Annotated in this window: 14 protein-coding genes; 3 read left to right on the top strand and 11 right to left on the bottom strand. The window is 69.5% G+C overall.

What is annotated here, in order from left to right; translation table 11 throughout:
• The first annotated feature begins 1 nt into the window (after position 1).
• Positions 2-889 carry a LysR family transcriptional regulator gene (locus tag ABL838_RS12155; RefSeq protein ID WP_418125474.1) on the top strand — a complete coding sequence of 296 codons (888 nt, stop codon included), beginning with the start codon at positions 2-4 and terminating at the stop codon, positions 887-889.
• Positions 890-902: 13 nt separating this feature from the next.
• On the opposite strand, the gene ABL838_RS12160 is transcribed toward ABL838_RS12155, so the two are convergent.
• The 5 genes from ABL838_RS12160 to ABL838_RS12180 form a co-directional block, all read right to left on the bottom strand.
• Positions 903-1,739: an alpha/beta hydrolase gene (locus ABL838_RS12160; RefSeq protein ID WP_126018493.1), complete on the bottom strand. Its 837-nt coding sequence runs from the start codon at positions 1,737-1,739 to the stop codon at positions 903-905.
• Positions 1,740-1,838: 99 nt separating this feature from the next.
• Positions 1,839-3,461, bottom strand: a complete 1,623-nt coding sequence (locus tag ABL838_RS12165; RefSeq protein ID WP_418125475.1) for a methyl-accepting chemotaxis protein — start codon at positions 3,459-3,461, stop codon at positions 1,839-1,841.
• 147 nt (positions 3,462-3,608) lie between these two features.
• A complete protein-coding gene (gene kdsA, locus ABL838_RS12170) occupies positions 3,609-4,454 on the bottom strand; it encodes a 3-deoxy-8-phosphooctulonate synthase (RefSeq protein WP_126018497.1) in 846 nt (281 codons plus the stop codon).
• A 67-nt stretch (positions 4,455-4,521) separates the two neighbouring features.
• Positions 4,522-5,478 carry a S1C family serine protease gene (locus ABL838_RS12175; RefSeq protein ID WP_184641917.1) on the bottom strand — a complete coding sequence of 319 codons (957 nt, stop codon included), beginning with the start codon at positions 5,476-5,478 and terminating at the stop codon, positions 4,522-4,524.
• A 78-nt stretch (positions 5,479-5,556) separates the two neighbouring features.
• On the bottom strand, positions 5,557-7,245 hold the full coding sequence (locus ABL838_RS12180) for a hypothetical protein (protein WP_418125476.1): 1,689 nt from the start codon (positions 7,243-7,245) through the stop codon (positions 5,557-5,559).
• 264 nt (positions 7,246-7,509) lie between these two features.
• Here ABL838_RS12180 and ABL838_RS12185 point away from each other — a divergent pair, with 264 nt between their 5' ends.
• On the top strand, positions 7,510-7,779 hold the full coding sequence (locus tag ABL838_RS12185) for a hypothetical protein (protein ID WP_126018501.1): 270 nt from the start codon (positions 7,510-7,512) through the stop codon (positions 7,777-7,779).
• 165 nt (positions 7,780-7,944) lie between these two features.
• Here the strand turns inward: ABL838_RS12185 and ABL838_RS12190 are convergent, their stop codons facing one another.
• Positions 7,945-8,157 carry a hypothetical protein gene (locus tag ABL838_RS12190; protein ID WP_184641919.1) on the bottom strand — a complete coding sequence of 71 codons (213 nt, stop codon included), beginning with the start codon at positions 8,155-8,157 and terminating at the stop codon, positions 7,945-7,947.
• Positions 8,158-8,279: 122 nt separating this feature from the next.
• Here ABL838_RS12190 and ABL838_RS12195 point away from each other — a divergent pair, with 122 nt between their 5' ends.
• The gene (locus ABL838_RS12195; protein WP_126018505.1) at positions 8,280-8,555 is read left to right on the top strand and encodes a hypothetical protein; all 276 of its coding nucleotides are present in this window, start codon (positions 8,280-8,282) and stop codon (positions 8,553-8,555) included.
• On the opposite strand, the gene ABL838_RS12200 is transcribed toward ABL838_RS12195, so the two are convergent.
• The 5 genes from ABL838_RS12200 to ABL838_RS12220 form a co-directional block, all read right to left on the bottom strand.
• Positions 8,556-9,893, bottom strand: a complete 1,338-nt coding sequence (locus ABL838_RS12200; RefSeq protein WP_184641920.1) for a four-carbon acid sugar kinase family protein — start codon at positions 9,891-9,893, stop codon at positions 8,556-8,558.
• Entirely contained in the window at positions 9,890-11,167 is a 1,278-nt protein-coding gene (locus ABL838_RS12205) for a ribulose-bisphosphate carboxylase large subunit family protein (RefSeq protein WP_184641921.1), read from the bottom strand. The genes ABL838_RS12200 and ABL838_RS12205 overlap by 4 nt, the downstream gene beginning before the upstream one ends.
• Positions 11,164-11,703: a VOC family protein gene (locus ABL838_RS12210; RefSeq protein WP_126018511.1), complete on the bottom strand. Its 540-nt coding sequence runs from the start codon at positions 11,701-11,703 to the stop codon at positions 11,164-11,166. The genes ABL838_RS12205 and ABL838_RS12210 overlap by 4 nt, the downstream gene beginning before the upstream one ends.
• 76 nt (positions 11,704-11,779) lie before the next feature.
• Positions 11,780-13,681 (bottom strand): TRAP transporter large permease subunit, encoded by a 1,902-nt coding sequence (locus tag ABL838_RS12215; protein ID WP_184641922.1) that lies wholly within the window; start codon positions 13,679-13,681, stop codon positions 11,780-11,782.
• A 6-nt stretch (positions 13,682-13,687) separates the two neighbouring features.
• Positions 13,688-14,716 (bottom strand): TRAP transporter substrate-binding protein, encoded by a 1,029-nt coding sequence (locus ABL838_RS12220; protein ID WP_369658563.1) that lies wholly within the window; start codon positions 14,714-14,716, stop codon positions 13,688-13,690.
• Between the last annotated feature and the right edge of the window lie 156 nt (positions 14,717-14,872).

A 14,872-nucleotide genomic window follows, 5' to 3' on the forward strand; every position in this document is an offset into this window, starting at 1 on the left:
CATGGATCAGGTCAAGGCGATGCGTGCCTTTCAACGCATCGCGCAGGCGAAGAGCCTCTCGGCGGCAGCCCAGTCGCTGGACACGACGCACTCCAGCCTCTCGCGCCAGCTGCAGGCGCTGGAGAAATCGCTGGGCGCGCAGCTGGTGCGGCGCGACACGCGCGGCATCACGCTGACCGAGGCGGGCAGCCGCTACTACGCCGCCTGCGCCGACATCCTTTCGCGGCTCGATGCCGCGCAGGCGGATGTCGCGGCCGATGGCAAGGCGCCCTCGGGCACGCTGAAGGTGAGCATGCCGCTGGCGATCGCGACGCTCGAGCTGCCCGAGTGGCTGCCGGCGTTCCAGTCGCGCCATCCGGGCATCCGGCTGGAAGTGGTCTGCACCGACCGCTTCACGAAGCTGGTCGCCGAAGGCATCGACGTCGCGCTGCGCATCAGCGACGGGCTGAAAGACGCTTCGATGATGGCGAGGACGCTGGCGGTCTCCGACATGGTGCTTGTCGCCGCGCCGCGCTACCTGGTGGAGCACGGTGTTCCCGCAGCGGCGGACGAGCTGTCGAAGCACCAGTGCCTGCTCCACAACGGGCCCGAAAGTCTCGCGCACTGGGCGCTGCACATGCCCGATGGCCGGCAGCAGCCATTCAAGCCGGAAGGGCGCTTCGCCTGCGACACGATCACCGCGCTGTACTCGGCCGCGAAATGCGGCCTTGGCATTGCCGCGCTGACATGGCACACGGTGCGTGCCGACCTGCAGTCGGGCGCCCTGGTCCGCGTGCTGCCGGAGGTCACGCTGGGGCAGCGCACCTATGCGGCGCTGTATCCGCGCACGCGACATGTTCAGCCCTCTGTGCGCGCCTTCATCGATTTCATGGCGGGCCACTACCGGTAGCGGCCGCGGCCGGCTACGCTTCCTTCAGCTCCGGCAGCACCGAGGTCAGCGCGAAGTCGACGAGGTGCAGCCAGGTCGCTTCCAGTCCCATGATGTTGTGATGGTCCGAAGCCGGCACGGTCGTCACGCTGACGGGCGTGGGCCATGCCGCGATGAGCTTCTGCGAGCGCTCGGGCAGCACCACGTCGTCGGTCTCGGCCAGCAGCACCTGCGTCTTGGCCGCGACCTCCTTGCAGTGCTCCAGCGAGTTGAACTGGTGGCGCAGCAGCAGCGACAGCGGCACCAGCGGAAAGCGCTTCTTCGCCACCTCCAGCATCGAGTCGTAGGGCGTCACCAGCTGCAGGCTCGCGAACTCCTGCCGCGCCACGAGCTGGATGGCCACGCCCGTGCCCAGGCTGCGGCCCACCACGTGCAGGCGCGCGTGGGGAAAGGCCTTGCGCAGGTGCCTGGCGAACTGGCAGGCGTCCTGCACCGAGGCGATCTCGGACGGATGCCCCTGCGAGTCGGCCACGCCGCGGTAGTTGACCGCTGCGAAGCCGAAGCCCTCGGGCAGCCAGTGCAGCGTCTGCGCGGTGGCGCGCACGTCCTCGCCGCGGCCTGCGAAGTAGATGAAGAGGTCCTGCAGCGCCTCCTCTCCCTGCGGGTGGTAGACATAGCCGCGCACCATGCCGCCCGGCACGGTGTGGGAGTAGGTCGAGAAATCGTCGGACAGCGGAACGACCGGCAGCTTGCGGGCGTTGAAGAGGATGTGCCCCTGGCGCGTGGCGAGCAGTGTCCAGTAGGCGGCGATGCTCCCGATCGCGGCGGCCGAGGCGGAGAGGGCGATGCGGGCGGCTTTGGATGACGACAAATTGGGCTCCGGGGGGAGAAAGGCTGGCGCCTAGTTTCGCCTCTTTCTCCGGTGCGGAGCCCTTGCCGGTCTTTTCGCCTGTTTCTCTTTCTTTCCTTTTCAGCGTGCCGCAATCAGCTGCAGGCGGCCGGCCCCGATGCCCGGGGTCTCGTCAGCGTGGTTCTGGCGATGCTGCTGCTCCAGCCTGAACTTGCCGACGATGCGCGACAGGCTGCCCGCCTGTTCCTGCAGCGACTGTGCCGCCGCCGAGGCCTGCTCGACCAGCGCCGCGTTCTGCTGAGTCGTCTGGTCCATCTGCGTGACGGCCTGGTTGATCTGCTCGATGCCCGAGGTCTGCTCCTGGCTCGCGGCGCTGATCTCGCCCATGATGTCCGTCACCCGCTTCACGCTGCCGACGATCTCTTCCATGGTGCGGCCGGCGTCGGCCACCTGGCGGCTGCCTTCCTCGACCTTCTCGACCGAATCGCCGATCAGCGACTTGATTTCCTTGGCCGCGGCTGCCGAGCGCTGCGCGAGGCTGCGCACTTCGGAAGCCACCACCGCGAAGCCGCGGCCCTGGTCGCCCGCGCGCGCGGCCTCGACGGCCGCGTTCAGCGCGAGGATGTTGGTCTGGAAGGCGATGCCGTCGATCACGCTGATGATGTCCACCACCTTGCGCGAGGAGGCATTGATCGAGCCCATCGTCTCCACCACCTGGAACACCACGCTGCCGCCGCGCGCCGCCACTTCCGAAGCGGAGGTGGCCAGCTGGTTGGCCTGTCGTGCGTTGTCGGCGTTCTGCTTCACGGTGGAGGTCAGCTCCTCCAGCGATGCGGCGGTCTGCTCCAGCGAGCTGGCCTGCTCCTCGGTGCGCGAGGACAGGTCCTGGTTGCCCACGGCGATCTGCGTGCTGGCGGTCGACACGTTCGCCACCACGCCGTGCACCTGCGCCAGCGAGCCCTGCAAGGCGGTGCGCATCTGGTCGAGGGCGCGCAGCAGGTGGCCGGTCTCGTCGCCGGCGTAGCTGGCCTGGGGATTGCCGGTCAGGTCCATCTCGGCGATGGCCTGCGCGATGGCCTCGGCGCTGCGCAGCGGCCGGGTGATGCTGCGCGCCAGCATCCAGGCCAGCAGGGTGCCCAGCACCAGGCTCACGGCGGAGCACACGATCAGCAGGGTGCCGGTCTGCGCGCGCAGGTCGTTGGCGCGGACGGCGGCGGCGTCCAGATGCTCGCGCTGCATGTCCACCACCTGCTGCACGCCGGCGATGTAGCTGACCGAGGTGGGCTGGAACTGCGCGTCGAACACGCGGTTGGCGCCCTGCAGGTCGCCCGCGAGCTTGAGCTTGCTCACTTCCTCGCGCGCGGCCAGGTAGGCCTTGCGCAGGCCCGCGACCTTCTCGAGCAGGGCGCGCTCGTCGGGCTGGACCAGCTTCTCCTCGATGAACTTCTGCAGCTCGTTGGTGTTCTTGATCGACGCCGCCGTGGCCGGCGCGAAATAGTCGATCAGGCTGGCGTCGCTGCTCTTGGCGATGGCCGCGGCGCGCTGCACGCCGGCGGTGGTGTGGCGCAGCCAGTCGGAGCCGGCGCGCTCGGTCTTCACGTTGTCCTCGATCATGGTCTCTATCTCGCGGCTGAGCTGTTGCAGCTTCCATACCGCGGCGGCGCTGGTGGCGAGAAACAGCGCCAGGATGATGCCCAGCACGATGGCCAGGCGCTTGCCGATTGAGACGTTGCTCAGGAACATGATCGAACTCCGGAAACCAGGAATGAGAGGAAGGAGGGCAGCCCTCGGGCTGCCCTCCAACGCTGGTTATCGGCCGATCAATTGAAAACTTTAGAAAACTTCTGATGAAGCCTTGCGGGAGCACCGGCCGGCTGCCGGCCCCGCCACTCAGATCTTCAGCGGCGGGAAGGACTTCACCAGGTCGTCCAGCGCCTTGATCTGCGTGAGGAAGGGCTCCAGCTTGTCCAGCGGCAGTGCGCTCGGGCCATCGCACTTGGCCTGGGCCGGGTCGGGATGGGCTTCGAGGAAGAGGCCCGCCAGCCCCACGGCCATGCCGGCGCGCGCCAGGTCGGCCACCTGTTCGCGGCGGCCGCCCGATGCGGCGGCGCCGGCCTCGCGCTGCTGCAGCGCGTGGGTCACGTCGAAGATGATGGGCAGGTTCTGCGACACCTTCTTCATCACGCCGAAGCCCAGCATGTCGACCACGAGGTTGTCGTAGCCGAAGCAGGTGCCGCGGTCGCAGAGGATCAGCTTGTCGTTGCCCGCTTCCTTGAACTTCTCGACGATGTTGAGCATCTGCGAGGGGCTCAGGAACTGGGGCTTCTTGATGTTGATGACCCGCCCGGTCTTCGCCAGCGCCACCACCAGGTCGGTCTGGCGGGCCAGGAAGGCGGGCAGCTGCAGCACGTCGACCACCTCGGCCACGGGCGCGGCCTGGGCGACTTCGTGCACGTCGGTGATCACCGGGACGCCGAAGCCGTCCTTCACGGCCTGCAGGATCTTCAGGCCCTCGTCGAGGCCGGGGCCGCGGTAGGAGTGGATGGAGGAGCGGTTGGCCTTGTCGAAGCTGCCCTTGAACACATAGGGAATGCCCAGCTTCTGCGTGACGCGCACGTATTCCTCGGCGCTGCGCATGGCGAGGTCCTTCGATTCGAGGACGTTGACGCCGCCGAAGAGGACGAAGGGGGCCTCGTTGCTGGTGGCGACTTTGGGGGTGATGGTGACGGTGGACACGGTTTTCTCCTGACGGTGCTTCGTTCGGTGCAGGGGCCTATTGTCGTTGCGCCGGCCCGGCCGGGGTTCAGCCCCCCGGCGTCACCGTCAGGTAGAAGGGCGTGAGCGTGCCGGCCACCGGCCGCAGCAGCTTGAGCAGCAGCGGCTTTCCGTAGCCTTCGCCCGCCAGCCGCTTGAGCAGGTCGGACAACTGGGCCAGCGGTACGCCGTCGCAGCCGATGAGGATGTCGCCGGCGCGCAGCCCGTCGCGCGCGGCGGCCGATCCGGCCACCACCTCGACCACCCGCACGCCGGTGGCCACCGGCCATTCGTTCTCGCGCACCCAGCGCCGGGGCAGGGCCACCGCCGCGCACTGCACGCCCAGCTTGCCGCGCCGCACGGCGCCGTGGCGCATCAGCTCGCCGGCCACCCAGCGGGCGGTGTCGATGGCCACCGCGAAGCTCAGGCCCTGCGCCGACGGGATCACGGCCGTGTTCACGCCGATCACCTGCGCCGCGCTGTCCAGCAGCGGGCCGCCCGAGTTGCCGGGGTTGAGCGCCACGTCGGTCTGGATCACGTCCTCGATCATCCGCCCGCCGCGCGAGGGCAGGCTGCGGCCCAGCGCGCTCACGATGCCGGCGGTCACGGTGAAGTCGAAGCCCAGCGGGTTGCCGACCGCCACCGCCAGCTGGCCAGGCTGAAGCGCGGCCGAGCTGCCCAGCGGCAGGAAGGCACTGGGGTGCGACTCGATGCGCAGCACGGCGATGTCGGTGGAGGCATCCGTGCCCACCAGCCGCGCCGTGCTCTCGGTGCCGTCGGCGAACGCGGCTCGCAGCTCGCCCGCGCCCTCGACCACGTGGGCGTTGGTGATCGTGAAACCGTCTGGGGTGAAGAGAAAGCCGGAGCCGCTGCCGTGGGCCGCGGCATTGCCACGCTGGGCCGGTTTCCGGACCTTGATGTGGGCGACCGCCGCGCTGGCGGTGTGAGCCACCTGCGTGACGGTGGCCGAGTAGGAGTCAAGAATGAATTCGTCGCGCGCGCCCATGGAGCACCTCTTCTTTCGGTCGGCTGAACCTGAAGGAAGTGGCGGTGCGCGCCCGGTTTTCAACCCGGCGCCGCGGCCTCAGGGCCCCTTCGGCCGCGACGACGGCTCCCACGAGTCCGGCGTGGTCGCCACCAGCGACTTGAAGTCCTTCCACGGCCGCGCCCCGGGGATGGTGCGCCCGCCGACGATCAGCCCCCTGGCGAACACCACCATGCGCTCGCGCAGGTAGGCGCGGTCCGATTCGGGCCAGGTCTCGATGGAATGCGGCCCGCGGGCGAGCACGATCTCCTTCAGGCCGCGGATGCGGTTGTAGGCCGCCACCGTGCCTTCCAGCGTCTCGGCGCGGTCCCACAGGCCCTTGCCGAAGAAGGCGGCGGGCCAGCGGTCCATGCCCGCGAGCGTGGACGAGTTGGGATAGAACACGATGTGGTGCTCCGCCGCCATGCCGCCCAGGAACAGGTTGCGGTCGGCCAGGTCGGGCGAGTCGCCCACGTAGCCCGCGCCGCTCGCGAACGAAGACAGCAGCAGCGCACCGCGGATGTTGCGCAAGCCCTTGGGCGGCGTGCAGTTGGGCTGGGGCATGTCGAAGCTGCACTGGGCGACGTAGTTCTTCGTCATTGCCCAGGCGGTGGACATCGAGCCGCGCGAGTAGCCGCCGAGCACCAGCGGAATCTCGCTGGCCGGCATGCCCGCCAGCAGCCGGCCCCGCGTCGCTTCGCCTTCCAGCAGTTCGCCCCTGGGCGTGAGGATGCGCAGGCCGCGCCCGGTCTCCAGCGCCGTGAGCGCGCGGAACACGTCCTCGCCTTGCTCCAGCGTGTTGGTGTCGCTGAAGCCCCCCGAGAGGCCCTCGCCGCGCCGGTCGTAGGCCAGCACGTCGAAGCCGGCCCGATTGAGCGCGTACAGGTTCTCGCGCCACCAGCGCTGGCCCATGGTCTCGGTGGTCGCGTTGGGAAAGCTCACCGGCACGGTCTTGCCGGTCTTCTGGTCGACGCGGTACGCCACCTCGTCGGGATGCTGGATGGCCGTGAGCTGCCCGCCGCCGCCCGGCGCCATGACCACCAGCGCGCGCGTCTTCTTCCCCTTGCCGTCGTCGATGCCGGCGCCCTCGATGTACCAGCCTCGCAGCTTGATGTCGCCGGTCATCTTCAGGTCGATGCGCTCGAAGGTGTCGCGCGGCGCGGTGAACTCCACCACGTAGGTGCGTGCATCGGCCTCGGCGATGCCTTCGCGGTAGGGCGCCCTGGCGAAGAATGCCGGCCGGCGGATCTGCTTCAGGTCGACGTTGGCGCTGTCCGGATCGATCCGGCCCGACGGGTCGACCACGCCGGTCGAGCGCGTGGCGCGTTCCTTGTTGGGCGGCAGCCAGCGCTGCATCTGCGCGTCGATGCGCCTGAAGCAGGCCGGGTCTTCCTTGCAGGCGCGCCAGCGGGCCTTGAGCTTGTCGTCGGTGAACTCGCCGATGTAGTAGTTGCCGCCCGCGTAGCCGGCCGGCGGGTGGTTGGCCGTCATCAGCACCGGCACGCAGACCTTGGGCCCCTTGGCGTCCTTCGGATTCTTCGGCAGCAGGTAGCCGCCCATCATCGCGTTGCGGTCGGTGCCGACCCAGGCCGTGCAGTCGGTGGGCGGCGCCGTGGTCACCGCCGCCTGGCGCTGTGCCTCGCTGGGGCCGCCGCACGCGGCCAGCTGGAGGGCGAGCGCGGCAACAGCCAGGGCGGACGCGACGCTGCGCGGGCGGAGCCGGGCAGGGAGCGTGAGGGTTGCGGTCATCGGGGCAGGCCTTGCGGCGGAGAGAAAAAAGAGCATGCAGCGAAGTGCGAATCGGGAGGCCCCGATCTTCGCCGCATCGGCGCGCGGAAAACCAAGCCATGGCCGTTTCCGGGTGAAAGATGGCGCCTCGATCCGTGTAGGACGTTTCCTGCATGCGCATGCGCTTCTTTCTCCCTCCCGACACCGCGCGGTGCGCGCCCAATCGCCGCCGACCCGCGAGCGAATCGCGGAATCGCGAATTGCGGCAGCAAGGAGACATCAGAGATGACGAATTTCGAAGGCATCTACTGCTTCGACAGTGCGAGCGTGCGCTTTGCCTTCTATCCCGACGGCCCTGGCGGCCCGCGTGTACTCGCGCAGATTTCCGAGGAAACGCTGCACGACGAATTCGGCGTTCGCGTAATGGGCGAGCACCTGCTCGACGCGTGCCAGGAGCACTTCTACGCCATAGAGCCCGCGGCCATCGCGCGCTACAGGGCGACCCCGGGCAGCGCCATCACGCTCACCATCAGGGATTTCGGGCTCCACGCCTGAAATCGCCTCGCCGGCCTTCAGCCGGCGCACGGGCACCTTGGCGACAGGGCGAGGCGGCTCAGGCCGTACCCCGGGGCATCCGGCGCCCCGGCAGATGGGCGCCAGGCCAGAACAGAACTGAACAAAAGAGCGCCGCTCCGGCGTAAGCCGGACGCGGCTGCGCACTCAGGTTGCGCTTGCCCCGTGCGGTGCGCGGTGCCGGATTTCGCTTTGCAAGGCGCGCTGGCCCGAGGAAAGAGCCAGCTCGTAGCTCTCCGCGGGCTCGAAGGCCTTGCGCAGCACGCGCGGGCGCTTTCCCTGATCGTCGGTTTCGAGCAGCTGCCAGACAAATGCACCCGGCAGCGGCTCCTCGATGGTGAGTTCGATGGGATGTGTCATGGCGCCACCTTGGCGCGGCGCGGGTGTTCTGTCTGTAGGCCTGGAACGACGTTCGGGCTGCGCATGCACCGCGCCCTTTTTCTCCTGGAAAGACAAGCATCGAAAGAAGAAAGGACTCAGCCATGCAACAAGCCACACCGCCAGCCTTCGAGGAACGCCTCGTCACCTTCAGCTACCGCGGCCGGCTCTTCCTATGCCGCGCCGAGCGGCTCGACGACCAGACCTACCGGCCCGTCGTGATATGCCGTGCGCCCTCCGTGGGCGAGGACGACATCGAGCTGCCTGCCGATACCGACAACGCTTCCTACGGCACCGAGGCCGAGGCGCTGCGCCATGCGGAGCAGCAGGCCATGCGATGGGTGCACGACCGCACGGAAGGAGCGCAGGGGCAGGCTTGATCAGCCGTGCACCAGCCGCTCGAAAACGTCCAGCGTGCCCATCTGCCCGCCCTTGAGCATGACTTCCATGCCGTCGAGCGACGCGTCGTCGCTGTGCACCCGGCACAGCGATGCGCCGGCGCCCATGTCGGCGGCATAGGACAGCCCCCAGACGTCCAGCGCCTGTATGCCGTGGCTGGATGTGTCACCGCCGGCCACGCCGATGCGCCCGAGCGGCTGCTTCGCCAGCACGGCAGCCAGCAGGTCGCCGCCCGCGCGGGCGAGGGCTTGCGCGTCCAGGTCCGCGCCCGCAGGCATGCCGGAGGCGCCGTTCGAGTGCGGCGCGCGCGTGCAGGCCAGCACGTTGCGCCCCTGCGCGAGGCCGCGGGCGATCGCGTCCGCCTGGTCTTCCAGTGTTCCCGCGTTGCGCCGGGCCATCTGCTGCGCATCGAGCCACACGACGTCGAATGACTTCGCGGCCGCGACCTGCGACGCGGTCACGGGCGACAGGCTTCCCGCGAGGACCAGCACCGGGCCCCTCGCCGGCGCCAGCTTCGGCTGCCCGCCCGGCGCGCGGCCGGAAGAGGGCATGGCCGTGGCGAGCGCATCGACCACGCTGCTCGGGCCGACGGCGAGCATGGTCGCACCCCGCGCGCGTGTCCACAGCACCTCGCCGATGGCCGCGAGCTGTCCGGCATCCGCGACATCGAACAGCACTGCGTCCGCGGGCGGCGCGTTGAGCGCCTGCCGCAGCGCGGTGTCGAGTGCATCGCTGCCTCGGGAGGCTGCGGTGAAGGGCACGCAGTGCACCTCGGCCAGGCCCTGCCTTGCGAGGTGCAGCCGCAGGTCGGCCTCGTCCATGGGTGTCACGGGGTGCCGGCTCATCGTGGGATGGCGGTCGATGCGGAACACTTCGCCGCCACTTCCCGCCGCGGCGAAGAGGTTGCCGAAGAGACAGTAGCGGCCCAGGCCGGGCTGGCCGCCGACGATCGCGGTCCACGGCTGCTGCACCGCCGAGCGCAGCAGCCGCACGGCCGCGCCGATGGAGCCGATGTGCGGCGCGCTGTCGAAGGTCGAGCAGGTCTTGTAGTGCAGCACGCGCGCGCCCACCGAGCGGAACAGCGCCGCCACCGGGCGGAGCTCGGCCTGCATCTCCTCGGGCGTCATGGCCCGCGCCGCGCCGGCGATGCCCAGCACGTCGAGCGGCCCGGCGCGCTCGAGCTGCGCTGCGTCGGGCGTCTTCAGGAAGAGCAGCGTGCGCAGGCCCGCGCGCGCCGCGGTGCCCAGGGTGTCGGTCGCGCCGGTGAAGTCGTCGCCGTAATAGACGATGGCCGGCGCCGGTGCCTCGCCGGGCGTCATGGCTTGCCGAAGAAGGCGAGGGCGCTCGCCAGCTCGGGCTGCTCCCTGGCGGCGTCGGCCAGCGCGATGCCCGCGCGCGCGGCCGACCAGGCCTGGCGGATGCTCGCCACGCCAGCCGCCGCGCCGTCGGGGTGGGCGAGGATGCCGCCGCCGGCCATGAAGAGCAGGTCGTCGCTGCCGACGGCCGCCCAGGTGGCGGGCACCGTGCCGGCCCACTGGCCCGACGAGAAGGCCGGCATCACGCGGTCGTCCGCCGCTTCGGTCAGCGGGGTGAAGCAGTCGCGGGCCGATTCGACCACCTCGCTGTCGGGCTGCGAGAACTTGCCCTGCAGCCCGTGCACGTGCATGTGGTCCACGCCGGCCAGCCGCCATAGCGTCTGGTAGGCCTGGAAGGAGATGCCCAGCAGCGGATGCCGCGACAGCGCGCCGTAGCCGTTGCGGTGCCCGTGCAGCGCCAGGCCGGTGTGCCGGCGCAGCGTCTGGATGCCCGAGTGCCCGCACCAGTTCAGGCTGGCCATCACGCAGGAGCCGCCTTCGCGCTCGACCAGGTCGGCGTGGCGCTTCATCGCGTCGGTCTCGTCGGTGATGTTGAAGGCCACCATCACGTGCTTGCCGGTGCGCTCCCGGTGCGCGCGCACCACGGCCATCACGGCAGGAACGCGCTCGGCCAGCGGGGCATGCGCGGGATCGGCGCAGACCTCGTCGTCCTTGATGAAGTCGACGCCCGCGGCGCACAGCCGGCCCACCAGCTCGGCGGTTTCCGAGGCCCGCAGCCCGACGTTGGGCTTGATGATGGTGCCGACCAGCGCGCCGCTTTCCACGCCGGTGGCGCGCCGCGTTCCGGCGATGCCCGCGCGCGGCATCTCGAAGCGCGCGCGGTAGTCGGCCGGCAGCTGCAGCGATTCGAGCCGCAGCCCCGTCACCTCACCCAGGTCGTAGAGGTTGCCCGAGACCGTGGCCGCGAGCGTCGGCAGGTTGGCGCCGATGTTCGCCACCGGAAACGCGATGTCGACATGCGCGCGCCGCCACGGCCCCTTCGCGCCCTTGCGTTCGAGCAGCGCGTTGGGCAGCGAGGGCGCATCGGCCGCTTCGAGTTCGGTGATCGCCTCGACCGTGGCGCGAGCCCGCTCGCGCAGCGCGTCGGTCTCGCCCTCCACGCGCGTGAAGGTGCCGCAGGACTGCTCGCCCGCCATCACCTCGGCCACGGCGGCCGGCTCGAGCGGCGTCTCGATCAGGTAGCGCGCGCGGATGAATCCAGGTGCTGTTGCGCTCACAGCTTGTCCAGCTCGGGGAAGGGGCGCACCGGGTCGCTGCCGTCCCAGCCTTGCGATGCGCTGCGGATCAGGTCGAACATGCGGCCCTTGGGGCCGGCCACTTCCGACAGCTCGATGACGGTGCCGGGGTGGTATTCGGTGTCGAAGTAGATGAAGCGCCCGCGCTCGCCCACTTCGCCGCTCATCACCGGCTTGAAACCCTGCGCGGTGAGGCGCGCGAGGTCGGCGTCGTAGTCGGCGGTCCAGTAGGCCACGTGCTGCAGCCCGGTGCGCCCGGCGCGGAGGAAGTCGCGGTACATCGAGGGCACGTCGTTGCGCGTCTGGATGAGCTCGACCTGCACGTAGCCCGAATTGGCCAGCGCGACCGAGTTGTGGGGCTCGTGCGCCTCGCCGTTGTAGCGGTAGTTCCTGATGGGCACCCTGGGGTTGTAGAACCAGGGGCCCACGCCGAGCGTGGTGCTCCAGTAGTCCATGGCGGCTTCGATGTCGTGCACGACATAGCCAAGCTGGCGGATCTCGCCGAGGAATCGACTCATTGCGGGTGGCTCCGTGAATGTGAGTTTGTTGTGTGTTGTGTTTATTGGGGACTGCCCGTGGAGCGGCAGGGCCGCCTCAGGACTTCAGGAAGCCCGTCGAGAACCACGGGAAGGCGGCCACGATCAGCAGGCCGATCAGCATCGCGGCGATGTAGCCCCAGATGTGCCTGATGCCCTCGTCGGGATTGACCTTGCTCACCGCGCAGGCACCGTAGTAGCCCACGCCGAAGGGCGGCGCGAACAGGCCGATGCCCATCGCGAAGATCACCACCATGGCGTAGTGCACCTCGTGCACGCCGGCGGCCTTGGCGATCGGAAAGAGCAGCGGCCCGAACAGCACGATGGCCGGGATGCCCTCCAGCACGCTGCCCAGCACGATGAAGGCGACGATCGACACCGCCAGGAAGCCGTAGGCACCGCCGGGCAGCGCGCCCATGAGCCGCGCCAGGTCCTGCGAGAAGCCCGACTGCGTGAGCCCCCAGGCCATGGCGGTGGCGCAGCCGACGATGAAGATGATGGCGCCCGAGAGCGAGGCGGTGTCCACCAGCATCGGCTTGATGCGCTTCCAGTCGAACTGCCGGTACACCACCAGGCCCACGATGGCCGAGTAGACGATGCCGATGGTCGACACCTCGGTGGCCGTGGCCACGCCCTCGACCACCGCCGCGCGGATCACGAAGGGCAGCAGCACGGCCGGCAGCGCCACCAGCAGCAGCCGGCCGATCTCGCGCCTGCTGTGGCGCTGCACCGCGCTCAGGTCTTCGCGCCGATAGCGCCACCACACCACCACGCACAGCGCCGCGCCCAGCACCACGGCCGGAAGCAGCCCGCCCGTGAACAGCGCGGCAATCGAGATGCCGGTGACCGAGCCGATGGTGATGAGCACGATCGACGGCGGAATGGTCTCGGTCTGCGCGCCGGTGGCCGACAGCAGCGCCACCAGGTCGCCGGGCTTGGCGCCGCGCTTGGTCATCTCGGGGAAGAGCACCGGCGCGATGGCCGCCATGTCGGCGATCTTCGAGCCCGAGATGCCCGACACCAGGTACATGGCGCCGATCAGCACGTACGAGAGGCCGCCGCGCACGTGGCCGAGCAGGCTGGCCAGGAACTGGATCATGGCGCGCGCCATGCCCGTCATCTCGATCAGCGCGCCGAGGAAGATGAACAGCGGCACCGCCAGCAGGATCAGGTGCGACATGCCCTCGTCGAGCCGCCCGACCATCACCAGCAGCGGCGTGCGCGTGGTCAGCGCCAGGTAGCCGAAGGTGGCCAGCGCGAAGGAGAACGCGATGGGCACGCCCGAGAGCACCGTGGCCGCCACGAGCACCACGAAGAAGATCACCAGGTTGAACTTGCCCAGCGTGGCGAAGAGCGGCGCGGCCAGCCAGAAGGCGCCGACCAGCGCCGCCATGCCGAGCAGGGCCACGGCGATCTGCCGGCCCGAGCACACGCGCAGCAGCCGCAGCAGCGCCATCGCCAGCATGATGCCGATGCCCGCCGGAATGGCCGCGGCGCGCCACGCGTTGCTGACCTCCAGCGCAGGCGTGACGATGAACGACTCCTCGTGCGCGTAGTCGATCGACGGCCAGATGATGAGCGCGAGGAAGGCGACCGAGGCCGCGATGGCGAAGGCGTCGAGCATGGCGCGCGCCTGCGGGTGCACCTTCTGCACCAGCGCCGTCATGCGCATGTGCTCGCCGCGCCGCAGCGCCACCACGGCGCCAAGCATCGACAGCCACAGGAAGAGGATGGACGCGAGCTCGTCAGACCACACCAGCGGCGCGTGGAACACGTAGCGCGACACCACGCCCGCGAACAGCACGCAGATCTCGGCCAGCACCAGCAGCGCGGCCACCGCCTCGACAGCGCCGCCGAGCACGCGGTCGGCGCGCGCGGCGAAGCGGACGAGCGGGTTGGCCGGGGAGCCGGCGGCCGAGCCTGAAAGGGCTGCCGCCTCGAAGGTCGATTCGTGCACCATCGGTCCTCAGGCCAGCTTGCCGACCGCGCCTTCGAGCAGCGCCCAGGCCTCGGGGCCGAAGCGGCCCTTCCATTCGCCGTAGAAGCCGGAGTCGCGCAGCTTGGCGCGGAAGCTGTCGGCCGCGGGCCGGTTGATGGCGAGGCCCTTGGCCTGCAGGTCGCCGACGACCGATTCGTTGAGCTTTCTGATGTCTTCGCGCTGCTGCATGCCGGCGTCGTTGATGGCGCGCGCCACGATGGTCTTCAGGTCATCGGGCAGGGCGTCCCAGGCGCGGCCGTTGGCGATGAACCAGTAGCCGTCCCAGATGTGGTTGGTGAGCGAGCAGAACTTCTGCACCTCGAAGAGCTTCGCCACCTGGATGATGGGCAGCGGGTTCTCCTGCGCGTCGACGATCCTGGTCTGCAGCGCCGAATACACCTCGCTGAACTGCAGGCTGGCCGGCGCGGCGCCCAGGCCCTTGAACATGGAGATCGACAGCGGGCTCACCGGCACGCGGATCTTCAGGCCGTCCATGTCCTTCGCGGTGGCCACCGCCGCCTTGCTGCTGGTGGTCTGGCGAAAGCCGTTGTCCCACATCTTCTCGAAGGCATACAGGCGCGACTTGGCGATGGCGCCGCGCACGTGCGCGCCGAGCTTGCCGTCCATGGCGGCCCACACCTGGGCGTAGTCGTTGAAGGCGAAGCCCACCGCGTTGATGGCGGCCACGGGCACCAGCGTGGCGATGACGAGCGCCGAGGGCGTGAAGAACTCGATGCCGCCGGAGCGCACCTGCGCCAGCATGTCGGTGTCGCCGCCGAGCTGGTTGTTGGGAAATATCTTGATCTCGACGCGGCCCTTCGTTTCCTTGGCGATGCGGTCGGCGGCCTCCTGCGCGCGGATGTTCAGCGGGTGCGTCAGCGGCAGGTTGTTGCCGTACTTGTACGAGAACTCCGCGGCGCGCGCGATGCGCGGCACCGCCGCCACGATGCCGGCGGCGGGCAGGGCGGAGAAAGTGCGCAGGGCATCCCTGCGGGTCAGGCGGGTGGCTGAGGTCATGTCTCGTTGTCTCCGTGATCTTCTGAAGGGGCGCTGAACGGCAGGTGGGCCGGGCAGCCGATTGAGCGGGGCTCGCCGTTGATGCAATCTGATGCATCGCCGGATTCGAACCACAGCGAAGATAAAAGCCTGCATCATTCGGGTCAAACTTCAATC

This window comes from Variovorax sp. 160MFSha2.1 (genome assembly GCF_048305075.1).
Taxonomy (GTDB): domain Bacteria; phylum Pseudomonadota; class Gammaproteobacteria; order Burkholderiales; family Burkholderiaceae_C; genus Variovorax; species Variovorax guangxiensis.

Bases quoted from the DNA above. Each gene is read 5' to 3' on its own strand.
- ABL838_RS12215 (WP_184641922.1), bottom strand. From the start codon at position 13,681: ATGGTGCACGAATCGACCTTCGAGGCGGCAGCCCTTTCAGGCTCGGCC.
- ABL838_RS12210 (WP_126018511.1), bottom strand. From the start codon at position 11,703: ATGAGTCGATTCCTCGGCGAGATCCGCCAGCTTGGCTATGTCGTGCAC.
- ABL838_RS12220 (WP_369658563.1), bottom strand. From the start codon at position 14,716: ATGACCTCAGCCACCCGCCTGACCCGCAGGGATGCCCTGCGCACTTTC.
- ABL838_RS12155 (WP_418125474.1), top strand. From the start codon at position 2: ATGGATCAGGTCAAGGCGATGCGTGCCTTTCAACGCATCGCGCAGGCG.
- ABL838_RS12165 (WP_418125475.1), bottom strand. From the start codon at position 3,461: ATGTTCCTGAGCAACGTCTCAATCGGCAAGCGCCTGGCCATCGTGCTG.
- ABL838_RS12195 (WP_126018505.1), top strand. From the start codon at position 8,280: ATGCAACAAGCCACACCGCCAGCCTTCGAGGAACGCCTCGTCACCTTC.
- ABL838_RS12190 (WP_184641919.1), bottom strand. From the start codon at position 8,157: ATGACACATCCCATCGAACTCACCATCGAGGAGCCGCTGCCGGGTGCA.
- ABL838_RS12200 (WP_184641920.1), bottom strand. From the start codon at position 9,893: ATGACGCCCGGCGAGGCACCGGCGCCGGCCATCGTCTATTACGGCGAC.
- ABL838_RS12185 (WP_126018501.1), top strand. From the start codon at position 7,510: ATGACGAATTTCGAAGGCATCTACTGCTTCGACAGTGCGAGCGTGCGC.
- ABL838_RS12175 (WP_184641917.1), bottom strand. From the start codon at position 5,478: ATGGGCGCGCGCGACGAATTCATTCTTGACTCCTACTCGGCCACCGTC.
- ABL838_RS12180 (WP_418125476.1), bottom strand. From the start codon at position 7,245: ATGACCGCAACCCTCACGCTCCCTGCCCGGCTCCGCCCGCGCAGCGTC.